This is a genomic window from Aquimarina litoralis (assembly GCF_039523995.1).
In the GTDB taxonomy this organism is placed as follows: Bacteria; Bacteroidota; Bacteroidia; order Flavobacteriales; family Flavobacteriaceae; genus Aquimarina; species Aquimarina litoralis.
The window spans coordinates 570217-585698 of record NZ_BAAAGE010000001.1 but is presented as its reverse complement, the minus strand read 5'-3'; the positions used below and the strand labels follow the sequence as shown (position 1 = coordinate 585698).

Annotated in this window: 15 protein-coding genes; 7 read left to right on the top strand and 8 right to left on the bottom strand. The window is 31.4% G+C overall.

Features of this window, described 5'->3' with window-relative positions; genetic code table 11:
* Nucleotides 1-132: 132 nt before the first annotated feature.
* On the top strand, nt 133-1806 hold the full coding sequence (locus ABD077_RS02235; protein ID WP_343910067.1) for an ArnT family glycosyltransferase: 1674 nt from the start codon (nt 133-135) through the stop codon (nt 1804-1806).
* Between the two features lie 22 nt (nt 1807-1828).
* On the opposite strand, the gene ABD077_RS02230 is transcribed toward ABD077_RS02235, so the two are convergent.
* Complete coding sequence (locus ABD077_RS02230) at nt 1829-2881, bottom strand: NAD-dependent epimerase (RefSeq protein ID WP_343910065.1); 1053 nt, start codon at nt 2879-2881, stop codon at nt 1829-1831.
* Nucleotides 2882-2912: 31 nt separating this feature from the next.
* Nucleotides 2913-3527 (bottom strand): dual specificity protein phosphatase family protein, encoded by a 615-nt coding sequence (locus tag ABD077_RS02225; RefSeq protein WP_343910063.1) that lies wholly within the window; start codon nt 3525-3527, stop codon nt 2913-2915.
* Nucleotides 3528-3840: 313 nt separating this feature from the next.
* On the opposite strand from ABD077_RS02225, the gene ABD077_RS02220 reads away from it, so the two are divergent.
* Together ABD077_RS02220 and ABD077_RS02215 are read left to right on the top strand one after the other, a co-directional pair.
* Nucleotides 3841-4842, top strand: coding sequence for a hypothetical protein (locus ABD077_RS02220; protein WP_343910061.1), 1002 nt, complete (start codon nt 3841-3843; stop codon nt 4840-4842).
* 172 nt (nt 4843-5014) lie between these two features.
* Nucleotides 5015-7885: an alpha/beta hydrolase family protein gene (locus ABD077_RS02215; protein WP_343910059.1), complete on the top strand. Its 2871-nt coding sequence runs from the start codon at nt 5015-5017 to the stop codon at nt 7883-7885.
* On the opposite strand, the gene ABD077_RS02210 is transcribed toward ABD077_RS02215, so the two are convergent.
* The 4 genes from ABD077_RS02210 to ABD077_RS02195 all read right to left on the bottom strand — a co-directional run bounded on the left by ABD077_RS02210 (nt 7866) and on the right by ABD077_RS02195 (nt 9775).
* A complete protein-coding gene (locus ABD077_RS02210) occupies nt 7866-8402 on the bottom strand; it encodes a GNAT family N-acetyltransferase (protein WP_343910057.1) in 537 nt (178 codons plus the stop codon). The genes ABD077_RS02215 and ABD077_RS02210 overlap by 20 nt on opposite strands.
* Nucleotides 8403-8466: 64 nt before the next feature.
* Entirely contained in the window at nt 8467-8670 is a 204-nt protein-coding gene (locus ABD077_RS02205; RefSeq protein ID WP_299902525.1) for a helix-turn-helix domain-containing protein, read from the bottom strand.
* A gap of 2 nt (nt 8671-8672) precedes the next feature.
* On the bottom strand, nt 8673-9176 hold the full coding sequence (locus ABD077_RS02200; RefSeq protein WP_343910054.1) for a DUF2975 domain-containing protein: 504 nt from the start codon (nt 9174-9176) through the stop codon (nt 8673-8675).
* A gap of 74 nt (nt 9177-9250) precedes the next feature.
* Entirely contained in the window at nt 9251-9775 is a 525-nt protein-coding gene (locus ABD077_RS02195) for a DUF2975 domain-containing protein (protein ID WP_343910052.1), read from the bottom strand.
* Between the two features lie 119 nt (nt 9776-9894).
* On the opposite strand from ABD077_RS02195, the gene ABD077_RS02190 reads away from it, so the two are divergent.
* From ABD077_RS02190 to ABD077_RS02175, 4 genes are all read left to right on the top strand, one after another.
* The gene (locus ABD077_RS02190; protein ID WP_425545852.1) at nt 9895-11091 is read left to right on the top strand and encodes an aminotransferase class I/II-fold pyridoxal phosphate-dependent enzyme; all 1197 of its coding nucleotides are present in this window, start codon (nt 9895-9897) and stop codon (nt 11089-11091) included.
* 23 nt (nt 11092-11114) lie between these two features.
* Nucleotides 11115-11747 carry a dethiobiotin synthase gene (gene bioD, locus ABD077_RS02185; protein WP_343910050.1) on the top strand — a complete coding sequence of 211 codons (633 nt, stop codon included), beginning with the start codon at nt 11115-11117 and terminating at the stop codon, nt 11745-11747.
* A complete protein-coding gene (bioA, locus tag ABD077_RS02180; protein WP_343910048.1) occupies nt 11744-13009 on the top strand; it encodes an adenosylmethionine--8-amino-7-oxononanoate transaminase in 1266 nt (421 codons plus the stop codon). Before bioD ends, bioA begins: the two co-directional genes overlap by 4 nt.
* A gap of 121 nt (nt 13010-13130) precedes the next feature.
* Nucleotides 13131-13898: a hypothetical protein gene (locus tag ABD077_RS02175; RefSeq protein ID WP_343910046.1), complete on the top strand. Its 768-nt coding sequence runs from the start codon at nt 13131-13133 to the stop codon at nt 13896-13898.
* 52 nt (nt 13899-13950) lie between these two features.
* Here ABD077_RS02175 and ABD077_RS02170 read toward each other — a convergent pair whose 3' ends face one another.
* Together ABD077_RS02170 and ABD077_RS02165 are read right to left on the bottom strand one after the other, a co-directional pair.
* Nucleotides 13951-14976 carry a hypothetical protein gene (locus ABD077_RS02170; protein ID WP_343910044.1) on the bottom strand — a complete coding sequence of 342 codons (1026 nt, stop codon included), beginning with the start codon at nt 14974-14976 and terminating at the stop codon, nt 13951-13953.
* Between the two features lie 16 nt (nt 14977-14992).
* Nucleotides 14993-15430 carry a cytochrome c oxidase assembly factor Coa1 family protein gene (locus ABD077_RS02165; RefSeq protein ID WP_343910041.1) on the bottom strand — a complete coding sequence of 146 codons (438 nt, stop codon included), beginning with the start codon at nt 15428-15430 and terminating at the stop codon, nt 14993-14995.
* Between the last annotated feature and the right edge of the window lie 52 nt (nt 15431-15482).

Genomic DNA, 15482 nt, shown 5'->3' with positions numbered 1-15482 from the left:
AATAAATTAATAAGGAATTCCGGTCGAGTTATATAATTGTTAAGTAGTTCGCTAGAGGTTGTTTTTAGAAACGCACTTACACTACTTTTGGTCGAATTAGATGCTATTAATTAAGATCTTATTGCTTTTTAGATGACAGATTTTCTTTTTAAAAAAGATTATATAATACTATACATATTATTGCTTATAGTATATATATCTGGATTATGGATTCCCTTAATGGAGAATGATTCCACACAACATGCAACAATGGCAATGCGGATGTATCTGGAAAATGACTTCCTTAATATTTATAAAGCAGGAAAAGATTATCTAGATAAGCCACATATGCATTTTTGGCTTGCAGCTTTATCATTTAAAATATTTGGAATATCAGATTTGGCGTATAGAATTCCTGCTTTGTTATTTACAGGAATAGGAGCAATCTCTTGTTATGGATTGGCTAAAGAGTTTTATGGAAAACAAGCAAGACACATTGCTTCATTAGTTTTTTTATCTGCTCAAGCAATTGTTCTTTCTAATCATGATGTAAGAACAGATGCTGTTCTTACAGGGGCTACTATTTTTGGAATATGGCAACTGGTATTATATATAAATCATGAAAAAGTTATTCATGCTATTTTAGGAGCGATTGGAGTAGCCATAGCTTTTTCTACGAAAGGTCAATTAGGAGTATTTGTGGCAGGAATCTGCATACTAACATATGTGTCATATAATAGGAGATGGTATGTGATTTGGTCTTGGAAAACTTTAATCGGTATTTTATCATTCGTTATCTCAATATTACCAGTTTTATATGCGTATTACGTTCAATTCGATTTACATCCCGAAAAAATTATAGATGGTCAGTCGAATGTTTCTGGAATTAGGTTTATTCTTTGGGATCAAAGTTTTAATAGATTAACGGCTTCTGGTTTTGAAGAAACTAGCCCTGATTATTTTTTCTTTTTTCATACCCTTTTATGGGCGTTTTTACCATGGTCAATCATAGCATACTCAGCTCTATTTAATAGATGTAAAGAACTATGGATAAACAAATTTATTTTTAAACCTAAACTAGAAACATTAACCTCCTTAGGTGTTTTCATAGTTCTGATAGTTATTAGTTTTTCAAAGTTTAAATTGCCACATTATTTAAATAGCGTATTACCAATATTATCTGTTTTAGTAGCAGGTTATTTAACAGAATTGTACAACAGAAATAAAAAACGTACTTCTCAGGTGTTTTTAGTACTACAGTATGTTATACTAACCACAGGTAGTATTTTAGTATTGTTTCTTATATTTTGGGCTTTTCCGATGCCACATGTTGGTATTATTTTATGTTATTTACTGTTGTTAGTAGGATTAAGTTATGTAATTACTACAAAAATGAAAACGATAAGAAAATTGATCATTCTATCGGTATCATATATGATTTTGATCAATTTTTGTTTAAATACTCAATTTTACCCAAAACTATTATTATATCAGGCAGGTAACAATGCTGCAAGAGTAATTCATGCGGAGGATATTAATAAAACTGATGTCCTGATGTTAAATGGAAGGCCTAGCTGGTCACTCGACTTTTACACCAAAAGAATTACACCTACAGTTCATATTTCAGAAGTATCAAGTACAGTGAAAAGTGGTCAATGGTTATTTCTATATGGCAATAAGTTGGAGTCGTTGAAAGCTATGAATATAAGCTGGTCAAGAGAATATGAGATATATCACCATAGAATTACCAGGTTATCTTTAGAGTTTTTGAATCCTAATACAAGAGATGCTATCTTAGAAAAAGCATATCTAATCCAAGTTGAATAATTATTTGTGTAATGAAACTTGGTTATGCTAAGGTTTTTGATTTATTGGTTCTTTGTTTTCGAATGAAATAAGAAATATACCATTCTGTAAAACGCTTCACTCCTTCTTGTAAATTGGTTTGTGGAGCGTATCCAACAGCTTCTGTTAGACTAGATATATCCGCATATGTTTTTTGAACATCACCTGGTTGCATTGGCATAAAGTTCTTTTTCGCCTTAGTATTCAAGTTTTTCTCGATTGAATCAATAAAGTCCATAAGCTTAATTGGATGGCTATTTCCGATATTATGAAGCACATATGGAATGTGTTCTTTTTCGGCATCTGGAATATCAAATATTACTTTTACAATTCCTTCTACGATATCATCTATGTAAGTGAAATCTCGTTCCATATTACCGTTATTAAAGACTTGTATTGGTCTATTATTTATAATAGCTTCGGCAAATAGTGATGGTGCCATATCTGGTCGTCCCCAAGGACCATAAACTGTAAAAAAACGCAGGCCAGTTGTTGGAATTTTGAATAAATGGCTATAGGTGTAAGCCATAAGTTCATTGCTTTTTTTTGTAGCTGCGTATAAACTAATGGGATGATCTACACAGTCATCTACAGAAAATGGTGTTTTTTTTGTGTTTCCATATACTGAAGAACTGGATGCATATGCAAGATGTTTAACAGGATAGTGTCTACATGCTTCTAAAATATTCAAAAAACCTTCTACATTACTTTTTATATATACGTCTGGATTTTCTAAGCTATAACGTACACCTGCTTGAGCAGCCAGATGTATAATAGCGTCAAAACGTTCATATCGGAATAAATCCATTAATGCAGCTTTCTGGGTCAATTCCATTTTAATAAATCGATATTGCGAATGGATACTTGACTGAATATATTTTTTTTCAACAATCAAGTTCTTGGGGATTCCAACCTCTTTAAGCCTATCATATTTTAGCTGAGGATCATAATATGAATTTATATTATCAAAACCAATGACCTCGTGTCCCATTTTCAAAAGTCTTCGGGTTACATGAAAACCAATAAATCCAGCTGCTCCTGTTACTAAAATTTTCATTTGATTATCGATTTGGTTAGTTAAGAATCAATTATTGAGATGAATTGTTTTCCGATACAACTTCTGATGAAGCATATTCATTTGTTCTTCTTACTTCATAGGCTTTTAGCCACTCTCCTTTAGGTGTCCCATTATCAAAGGAACTTAGAAGTACTGGAAAAACAGTTTTTTTTCTGGCTTCTTCATTAGAAAATCCTTCATATTCAATACGATATAAAGCAGTGTATAAAACCGCTCTACCTGTCCCATGATGACAGTGAATCAATATTGGATACGATATGTCTTTATCTAAAACATCAAAAAACTGTTCTAAATTTTCCTTACTAGGTATTTGGTGAGATGGAATATTAATATGCGTTACATTATCTATGGTTTCTATAATGTCATGCTCTCTGGTGATATCATTGGTGAGACTTGGATTTAGAGGGTCTATAACAGCTCCAATTCTTAAGTCAATAACAGTTTTTATACCATATTTGTTTAGATAATTCTCAATTTTATCAGCAGGAATCGCCGCAGATCTATATACCTTTCCAGATGTTACCTCTGTAAACCTATAATTAAAGTGTACATGATAAACATACAGAGTGGTAAATACAATAGCAATAGATAACAAAGAAAAAATACACTTTTTGGTTGTTTTCATTACTGTGTTTTTTTTAAATTTCATTTACGAAATTAAAGAATCAAAAGACCTAAAAACAGGAATAAAGACAACCCTAATAATTTAATAATGATTCATAAACAATTGCCTTGAAATTGATTTTTTATGATAACTTTTTAATAACAAAATTTGATTTAAAAAATTGATTATTAGTGTTTTAAAATTTTTAAATCAATCAATAAGTGTTTTTATAGGGAAGAACAGTTTAGTTAAAAATTAATTAATCTACAGGTAATAAAAAGCGTTGAGGAAAACTATAATTTTAGATGCTTAACTAACTTATAAATCATTTAAAATGAAAAAAATTATTACACTTTTTATTATAGTACTTACATTATGTGGATGCGAATCAAATGAGGATATTTATGTTTTTGAGGAGGATGTGTCTGAGAATAAAAATTCTAGTTTCTATTTAGATTTAGCTTATCAACATGCACCTGTACACTATCAAGATGTAGATAGAACGGGTTCTCATGGTTTAAGCGGAAAAGCGGATTACATCACTGCTTATGATTTTGATGGTGATCTAAATGCAAAAAATAATTGGGACAACATTGCCAATTCCTCTAGAAAAGGAAATGCAGTTGGATATTATTCCGTTGTAGAAACAAGTACGCACTATTTTATTACCTATGCATTTTTTCATCCAAGAGACTGGACAGATATTTGGTTTTTATATCATTTTGATGAGCATGAAAATGATCTTGAAGGTGTACTTACAGTTGTAAAAAAAGACAACTCTACCTACGGTACAGCAATTGGGGCTGTAACCGTATTTCATTCTGATTTTTATTCTTATAAAGCTTCAAACTCTGGATTAACTAATGGGAGTGAAGATATAGATGGTACTTTAACTACTCAAAATCATAATGGAATTACTAGATTTAAAACTTCTGCAGAGGCAAAAGGACATGGTATCAAAGCACATGCTAAACAACAACCAGGAGGGAGTGATTATGTAGTATATTTTCCTAGTAAGACCACTAGCGAACATCCATCTGATATTTATGATAGAAATGTAAAATATAAATTGGTGAATATATTTGAAAACGGTGGGATGTGGGATCAACGATTTAATACAAACCTTTTTAGTAATGCTAAATCATTTCAAAAATCATACGGTAATGGATCTGCCAATGCTCCCTGGAACTGGGATGATAAAGATGATGGAGGTAATCAGGGACTATTAGCTGGAGGTATGGCGTATTACCCTGCTCATTTGGTTGATGAGTATTTTAATGGATTAGGAAACTTTAGTAAAACTTACATTTACAATCCGTATCTCGGAATAGAGTAATTTTCTTAAAAGATTTACTAAAAAAGGAGTTATACCATGTGTTTAACTCCTTTTTTATATGGTAAATAAGTTAATTTTAGATAATTCCGTAGATTTTGTTTAAAATTATGTTAAACCATCATTTGTAGGTAAAACGTTTTATACTTTTCAACTTCGTATACAACACAATAGCATGATTAAAAATATATTCACGTTTGTTTTTTTGAGTTTTACTCTTGTGGCTTTTGCTCAGAAAAAACCACTAACTCATGATGATTATGACCTTTGGAAACGTATTTCAGATACTAAAATATCGAATACAGGGAAATTGATTGTTTCAGTAATTGAAACCACTACTAAAAGAGGTGATGGCTACGTAAAGATTTATAATACCGAGACTAAAAATGATTTTACCTTTTTTAATGGGTATGATACATCAATTACGGAAGATGAGAATTTTGTGGTTTTTAAGCGAAAACCATCCTATAAAACCACTAGAAAAGAAAAGAAGAAGAAAGTTAAGAAAGATAAAAAAGCTAAGGACGATTTATTTATCTACGATGTAATTAATAATAAGTTGTATGACTCTATAGGAAGGGTAAGTTCCTATAAAATTTCTGAGAAATCTAATGGCTGGTTAGTTGTAAAAAAATTTAAGAATGCGAAACCTGATAAGAAAAACAAGAAAGAAGAAAAAAAGGAAAAAGATACTGTAAAAGTAAAATTAGGAAAAGCGTTTACACAAGATTATGTATTGGTATATGATCTAAAGGCCAAGAAAAAAGATACAATTCTTCAGGTTAAGGATTTTGTTTTATCTGAAGAAGGAGATCAGTTTTATTATACTCAAACCAATCATAGTAAAAAAGGAAAAAAAGGTAAAGAAAATAGAAAAAGAGATTTAGGTGTTTTTTCATATAATGCGGTCACAAAAACCAAAAATGTAATCGATACAACAAGGTATTTATATGATAAATTATCGGTAGATAAAACAGGGAGTCATTTCTCTTTTATTGCTGTTAAAGATTCTACTCATGTAGATTCTCTGAAACACGAATTGTTCTATTATCAAGATAATAAACTAATCAGTATTGTTGATAGTTTAGGTAAGAATCTTAGAAATAATTGGGAGCTTAGTGATACAAAGGTTTCTTTCTTTTCGGAGCACGGCAAACGACTTTACTTTTATTCAAAACCTAAAACAATATTTCAAAATGATACTACGCTTTTAGAAGATGAAATCCCTCAGGTAGATGTTTGGAATTGGAAAGATAAAATGGTACAACCCGAACAAAATGCTAGGTTAGAGGAATTAAAAAATGAAGCGTTTCTTTCTTATTACGATATCAAAAATCACTCGGTTGTAAAATTACAAGATGATTTTATGGACAATCTTATTTTAGATAAAGACAACGAGCAGGAATTTATACTTGGAACTACCGGATCACCATATGATGTTCAAAGGTCATGGCATTTTCCATGGTTTAGAGATTTTTACGTTATCGATACTAATTCTGGACAAAAACGTTTAGCACTTGCCAAAGCAGCCTTACAACCAATACTTTCTTCAAATGGTAAGTATGCATTATATTACGATATAGAGCAGAAAAACTGGTTTTCTTTAGAATTAGAGAGTTTAAAAAAGACCAATCTTACAAAAGAGGTAGATGTAGCTTTTTATGATGAGGATGATGACCACCCAATGCTACCTTTTCCTCATGGATTTGGAGGATTCGATAAAAATGGTAATGCACTAATTTATGACAAGTATGATGTCTGGAAAGTTGCTTTATCAGGTGGAACAAAACCTGTAAATGTAACTACCAATGGTAGAAAACGTAATATCGAATATAGAACCTTGCAATTAGATGATAAAAATAGAAATCAGGCTTCTTATAGTAATGGGGAATTATTGATCACTAGTTTTGATAAAACTACGAAGGCCTCTGGTTTGTATACATTAGTGAATAATAAATTGAAGGAGAAAATAAAACCAACAGAATTTTTTATCAACGACTTTGATAAAGCTAAGAAAGGAGAACTAATTACGTTTACTAAGCAAAACTTCGATACTTTCGAAGACTTACATTATACTAATGATGATTTTGATAAGACTGACCAAATAACAAATGTGAATCCTCAGAAGGAAAATTTTAAATGGGGAACTGCAGAATTATTTACCTGGAAAAGTTTTGATGGTAAAAAGCTAGAAGGGATCGTTTATAAACCAGAAAATTTTGATCCCTCAAAAAAATATCCTTTGATCACTTATTTTTATGAGAAGAGATCCGACAGTTATCGAAACTATTATACACCAAGACCTAGTGCTTCTACTGTAAATCCTTCCTACCTGGTAAGTAATGGTTACATCATGTTTGTGCCAGATATTGTTTATCAAGATGGAAAACCTGGTGCTAGTGCTTACAATTGTATTGTTTCTGGAGTAGAAGCATTAGAAAAGCAAGGATATATAGATAGTGAAAATATGGGTATCCAAGGACAAAGTTGGGGAGGATACCAGGTAGCTTATTTAGTTACGGTTACCAATAAATTTAAAGCAGCTATGGCTGGAGCTCCAGTGAGTAATATGACATCTGCATACGGAGGAATTCGATGGCAATCTGGATTGAGTAGAGCTTTTCAGTATGAACGAACGCAAAGTCGTATTGGAAAAAACCTATGGGATGGATTTGATTTGTATATAGAGAATTCTCCTTTATTCGGAATTCCTAAAATAGAAACTCCTTTGTTAATGATGCATAATGATAAAGATGGAGCAGTGCCTTATTATCAGGGTATAGAAATGTTTATGGGAATGCGTAGATTAGGTAAACCCGCTTGGCTTTTGGTATACAACGATGAGGCCCATAATCTAAGAAAAGAAAAAAATAAACAAGATTTGTCAATCCGAATGATGCAATTTTTTGATCATTATCTGCAAGGAAAACCAGCACCGTTATGGATGACAAAAGGTGTTTCTAGAGTGGATAAAGGAAAAGACTTTGGGTATGATTTAGAGGAAACACCACTGAGTATGCAAAAAGCTACTCCCAGTCCCAACTAATGATATGCCACTCTATAGTATCAGCCTGATAAACGATTAAATCTTTAAAACCAATTGCACTATGGGCTTCTAAAGATCTTTTATTGTTTGAAGCAACCTCAGTTATTAGCAAGGAATATTTTTCTTGTAAAGACGATTTCATTTTTTGATAAAGACCTCGTAATATTCCTTGTCTTCTATATGTTTTGTCAACACATACTTGTCCCATGACAATGTAGTTAATTCTTGGCTCAATCAAAGTGTCGATTTTTGCAAACATGGGTTTAAGAACTTCAATATCATTTCCAAAATCTTTGGTCATACATAATGCGTACCCAACAATTTTATCATTATGTTTGGCAATGATATGCGGTTGCTGGGTGTTCATTTTTTTAAGAATATCAAAATTATGTTTTACAGTTACAAAACCTTCTTTTTGTTTCTCGTTGGAAGAGATGGATTCGGATAAATTGCTTTGCTGTAATGCTAGTATTTGATGTAATTCTTCATCTTTTGAGGCTATGGTGTATATGATCATGGAGAACTGTTTTGATAAAAATAATATTTTAGATTTCTAATAAGTATATCAATTTATCAAAATTTTAAGGGCGGTATTCTAAAATATCAGAGGGCTGACAATCTAGTTCTTTGCAAATTGCTTCGAGTGTAGAAAATCGGATCGCTTTTGCTTTTCCAGATTTAAGAATCGAAAGATTGGCAGTAGTGATACCTATTTTTTCAGCCAATTCTTTACTCTTCATTTTTCGTTTGGCAAGCATAATATCAAGATTAACAATTATAGGCATAATTAAATAGTTAAATCGTTTTCGTTTTGAAGTGTTCTTGCCTTTGAAAATACCTCATGGAGATATAAAAAGAATAAGCCGATAATTGGAAATAAAATAATAGAAGTATCTAGTTTAAATACAAATTTACTTTCTAAAAATAAGTTTGTAAATATTTTTGCTGATATTTCTACGATACTAAGTATAATAAATAGCCTTCCTGAGTTCTTAAAGTTTTTAATAACAGTAGACGAAAAATGATTTCCTTCTGACAAGTCGGAAAGACTCTTCGTTAGAAGTTCAATCGCTTTGAAAAAAATAAAAAGCATAGCTATATATAATAGTTGAGTAACTGTAACTTTTATAGAGTCAGAACTATATAGTGTTTCACTTTCTAAGAAATGAGGATTAATCATTTTGGGAACGAAGAATCGGTATAATAAGGAGATAAAGCTAATTCCTATGCCGAACCCTACAAAATAATAATAAAAGTTAATTAGTTTTTTTAATATATAGATTGGTTTCATATGATATAGTAGTATTGAAGTTTGATGAAAAAAGAGTTTAGAAGAAAGTGAGTACATCAATTTTGTATTTATAGCTATACTGTTAAATCATTTTCTTCTTGTAATTCTTTGGCTCTTTTGAAAATTTCAGAGAGTAAATAAAATCCTAGACCACATGGAATTAAGAATGTCAACTCGTTCTTTAAAATGTAAAAAAAGTTGAAAGATGTGTTTCCTATAAATGCCATTAGCAGTTTAAGAATGCATACGTTAATAGTATAGGTAATAAAAATGCTTCCTATTTTTTTGAAATAATTGATATTTTTTTCGCTGAAATAATTCTGATTCTCAATTTCTTTCAGAATGGAAATAAAATAAGTGAAACCATAAATTAAATAACCTCGCCAAAAGAATAATGCAAGTGTAATAACATAGTTACTCCATATTATTGCATTTTCGGAGCGCCACCAATCTGTATTTTTCTCTGCTGTTTCAGACCAATTTTCAAAATCCTTGAATTGCATAAAATCAAATTCTCTAATATCATTAATTAGAACAGAAACAGTAACCAATAACATCACATAAATAATACCTGACAAAAGTGTACTATTATTTTTCATATCGATAGATTTAAAATTATCGTTTAACGATAACAAATATATAAAAATTATTGAAAAACAATAATTTTTTATCAAAAAAGAATATTTAATTATTGTTGTTCAAAGCTTGATTAGTATTCTTGATTCCAGCAGTAAGTACTATTTTATTGTATTTTAGCGGTATGCAAGAAATGCCAAAAAAACTTCATAAAAAGCTTCAGGAAAGAGAAGAGAAAGGTGCTTTACGTATGTTAGCAAGTCGAAGTAAGTTAATTGACTTTTCATCTAATGATTATATAGGTTTTTCTTCTTCCAAAGTTGTTTTTAATCAGACACATCAGCTATTAATGGAGCGTGATATACATGAGAATGGAGCAACAGGTTCACGTTTGCTTTCGGGAAATCATACTTTATATAACGAAACTGAAGAAATACTAGCTAATTTTCATAATGCACCGTCTGCTTTGATTTTTAATTCAGGATACGATGCAAATATTGGTTTTTTCTCTTCGATTCCACAACGAGGTGATACCATTTTATATGATGAATTCATTCATGCTTCTATCAGAGATGGAATCATAATGAGTAATGCGAAATCGTATAAATTTAAGCATAATGATTTCGCTGATCTAGAAAAAAGGATCACATCAATTAGATCTTCATCTATTGAAGGAAGGGAAATTTATGTAGTAACAGAGTCAGTTTTTTCTATGGATGGAGACGTACCTGACTTAAAAGCTTTTTCTGAATTGTGTGCAGCCAATAGTTGCTATTTTGTTGTAGATGAGGCTCATGCAACAGGTGTGTTTGGCAAGGATGGTGCGGGTGTAATTCAGGAGTTAAAACTCGAAGAAAAAGTCTTTGCACGTATTCATACATTTGGTAAAGCAATAGGTTGCCATGGAGCAGTTATTTTAGGATCTTTAGCATTGAGACAATATCTGGTAAACTTTGCTAGGAGTTTTATTTATACGACGGGTTTGTCACCCCATGCAATTGCCACTATTCAGTCTTCATACAAAGAACTTTGCGCAACAACTGAAATCAAGAAACTTCGTAGGATCATTCAGTTTTTTAATGAGCAGCTAGAATCGATAGGATTAGAAAAATATTTTATTAAAAGTGATTCTGCCATACATTGTTGTATCATTTCTGGAAATGAAAAAGTAAAGACTATAGCCTCAAAAATATATAGTAAAGGTTTTGATGTAAAACCTATTTTGTCACCAACGGTTCCTGAAGGAAAAGAACGATTACGATTTTGTTTACATAGCTATAATACGCAAGAAGAAATAGTAGAAGTTTTACAACTGTTAGCTACCTTTGTCAAAAATTAAAAAGGACAAATTAAGGGTCTGGTATGAAGGAGAAAAAACGAGAAAAACTATTTATAACAGGAATAGGAACAGATGTTGGTAAAACTGTGGTATCTGCCATTGTAGTGGAGGCATTACAAGCGGATTATTTTAAACCGATTCAGGCAGGAGATTTATCATATTCTGATACGGATAAAGTAAAAGAACTTGTTTCAAATTCTAAATCGACTTTTCATAAAAACAGCTATGCATTACATACGCCAATGAGCCCTCATGCGGCTGCAGAAATTGACGGTATAACCATAAATATAGAAAACATTAAGATTCCTGATACCGAAAACGACATCATTATCGAAGGAGCTGGAGGTCTATTGGTTCCATTAAATGAGCAAGCTACAATCTTGGATATTATTGATCCTGATTGCAAGGTTGTTGTAGTATCTAGACATTATTTGGGGAGTATCAATCACACTTTGTTAACTATTAAATTACTTCAGGAGAAAGGATTTGATCCTGTAATTATTTTTAGCGGAGATGAGCATGTAACTACCGAAAGTATTATCCAAAAAATGACAGGAGCTAAAGTTATCGGTAGAATTGATAATGAACCTTATTTTGATAAAATGGTAGTGAAGGAGTATGCATCCTTATTTAAAGATCAATTAGAAGCTTTATGAATTTAAAACAAAGAGATAAAAAACATCTTTGGCATCCACTTACGCAACATAAAATCCATCCAGATGCACTTCCTATTGTAAAAGCAGAAGGTGCTTTGTTGTATGACGATAATGGTAATGAATATATAGATGGAATTGCCTCGTGGTATACGGCGATGTATGGTCATTGTAATTCTTTTATTTTGGAAAGAGTCAATAAACAGATGCATACATTAGATCAAATAGTTTTTGCAGGTTTCACCCATGAACCAGCCATAGAACTATCTGAAAAGTTAATACAAATATTACCAGATAATCAGGAAAAAATATTTTTCTCCGATAATGGATCTACTGCTAATGAAGTAGGTATTAAAATGGCATTGCAATATCATTTTAATAAAGGAGAAAAACGTAATACTATTGTCGCTTTTGAAGATGGATTTCACGGCGATACCTTTGGAGCAATGTCTGCTTCGGGCTTATCAGTTTATAATGGTCCTTTTGAGGATTTTTTTATTGATGTTCGAAGAATCCCTACTCCTACTAAAGACAATTTTGATACAGTCATAAAAACACTACGTCAAATTATTGAGACTAATCCAGTTGCAGCTTTTATTTATGAACCATTGGTTCAAGGGGCTAATGCAATGCATATGTTCCAGGAAAAATACCTAGATCCGATTCTTAAAATTTGCAAAGAAAACAAGATTATTACCATTGCAGATGAAGTAATGACTGGTTTTGGTAAAACAGGAAAAAACTTTGCATCAGAATATATGGAGACAAAGCCAGATATCATTTCTATGTCCAAAGCCTTAACAGCTGGTTTTGTGCCTATGGCAGTAACAAGCTGTACCCAAGAGATATACAATGCATTTCTGGATGATTCTATAGGCAAGGCATTTTTTCATGCGCATACGTATTCTGCAAACCCAATAGCATGCTCCGTTGCAATTGCTGGAATTGACCTGCTTAGTACAAAAGACACTCAGGAAAATATTGCTAGAATCATCAAGTCTCATCAAGAATTTAATGATGTTATAAAAAATCATCCAAAAATAAAAAGCACACGACAAAAAGGAGTTATTTACGCTTTGGATTTAAATATTGAAATGGATCGCTATGGTAAAAAGAGATATGAAATCTTTGATCATTTTATGCAAAACGGAGTGTGCTTACGACCGTTAGGGAAAACGATTTATATCTTACCGCCTTATGTGATTTCTGAACCACAGTTAGCTAAGGTTTATACAACTATAGAGAAATTATTAAATCAGTTGTAATTCATAAAAAAGCTCAAATTATTGGGTAACAAATTCTACTAACATGATACTAAATAATATGTACAGCTATTATTGTACAATAAAAATGAAAATTAATTTTATAAAATTTAACTAGATTAGAATGAAAAGACCTTTATGCTTATTAGGATTAATTAGTATTTTAATAACAAGCTGTGATAGTGATTCTGTCTCTGATGCTTTTGATGATGCAAATGGAAATACAGTAAAAAAATTAATAGAAAGGGTTGAATTTAACCCTGCGCAAATTGAAGAAGAAGATCAAGTGTTTACTGTCAACTATGATGCTAATGACAGAGTAACAAGCGCGTCTAGTGGAGTTGGATCCGTAGTTTTAATGCATAATAACGAAGAATTATCAACAATTACGGGAGATGGTGATCCATTTAGTTTAAGCGAATTATACCAAGATCCGTATGAGGCGTTTGAAACAGGAGATGTCCTAGAGTATGATGCTAGTGGAAATCCCATTTCCGTTAGTGTATTGGAAGATTATTATGAATACAATCAGACAACAGGAGAATATGAAGAAATTACAGAAGAGTATATTGGAACAATAACTTACGATGCTGCACCAAATCCTTATTTCTATACGTTTGAAGCGGCTGGTTTAATTAAGGTTTTAGATAAAGTTCAATTAAACTTTAGTATGATGCCACAAAGCCCTGAAATTGTTCAAGCACGTGCATTATTTCCTGTAAATAATATTAAATCTATTACATATAAAGATGAAGATGGTGAAGTTGTTGGTGAGCTTAAAATAGATTATGTTTATGATGCAGATAATTATCCTACTTCTGCTACTTTGACTATAATTGATGAGGAAGATTTGGAATCTGAATACGTGATAACATATAATTACAAACAATAAATATTTTGTAATTACTTACATAAAAAAGAGAGCTTTTTAAAAGCTCTCTTTTTTATGTTAAAAGTGAAATTTTTTTGTCCAATTTAGTTTTAAATTCTTCTTTTTTGTCAACATAGAATGCTATAGCTTTAAAGTTGCGTTTTATTCCATATAACCCTATTTTAGTTCCTATTGATTGCTCTTTTAATCGAATAAGTATATTATGAGAATCTAGTTCTCCCAAAGGTGATAATCTTCTGGTTTCTTTGTCAAAAACCACTGAAGAAGAAGGAAATTCAATTACGTTAATATCAGATATGGGAATAGTTATTTCACTCATTATTCCGTATCGGATATATAACATTTCTCCATCTATAGTTATAGGTCTTTTCGTTATTGATTTAACAAAACCAAATATCTGAACAAAAGAATAAACACTTATTATTCCTATTATCCATGCAATAGATGGATTGGATTTTAATATCATTTTATGCAAAACAAAAGTCTCTATAATGACGATCATAAGAATACCTATGAAAATACTTATAGAGTTACCATCTTTATGATAAGTGTATTCATTTTCTCTTGGAATTTTCTTTTTCCAGGAAATGAACCCGTAATAAAACACAGCAATTTCCATCGCTAATACGGCTGATATTTTTTTAGGAAAAACATCTGAACAAGTCTTTTTAAGGATTGTAAAAAAATCTGGTGAACTATTTTTAGCAAGCCTATAAACTTGAATTGTTTTCCGAATTTTGAGGAGAATAAGAGTAATGATTCCCAACTCTATAAAAGGTAATACCCAATTCTTGATAAAGGAGATAAAGGATTGATTTTCTTCAGGAATAACAAAAGAAGCAATAAGAATACCTATTACGAAAAAAGAAAGCACCGAAAACTTGGAAATATCTTTTTTCCGGATTAAGACCCAATGAATAAAAGGAATGGTAATTATCAAGTCTAATGTAATACTCTTAGAAATGAGAGAATTAGATAATGCTATATCAGAGCTGGCAAATAACGCTAAAGAAACTAATATAAATAGGGGTAATCCAAATAGTAATAAGGTTTCTTTTAAACTAAAATTGCCAGTCATAATGATATGTTTTTAGTTAATTTTCATTATTCTCTTTTCCCCATAGTAAATCAACTTGCTCATTAGTTTCATCTAGGATGACATATAATTCGGAATATGTCCAAGTATCATCTTTTTTGGTTCCTACGATATACACCCTTGCTTCTCCTTCTGGACCTTTTATAGGTATAGAAATATCGACTGAACCCTCGTCGTTTTCGAACTTTAAGCTTCCGTTCATAATACCATTAGTTTCTATAGGTTCTCCAAGCATTTCGACAATATAATCGTCTTCTTGGGTTTTAGCAAGTGCATCCTTATAGGGACCAGAATTTGTAAATGCTTTAGAAACACCGAAAATTACAGAGCCTAAAAAGACAAAAAATATGACGATGATCGTTAGGCATCCTCCTACAGGAACTACCCATGGCCAATTTCTACTAAACCAACTTTTTTTTGCTGTCTGAATTTCCATTATATAGTGTATTTTAAGATCACTATATAAGTATCAATTCCAAAGGTTTTGT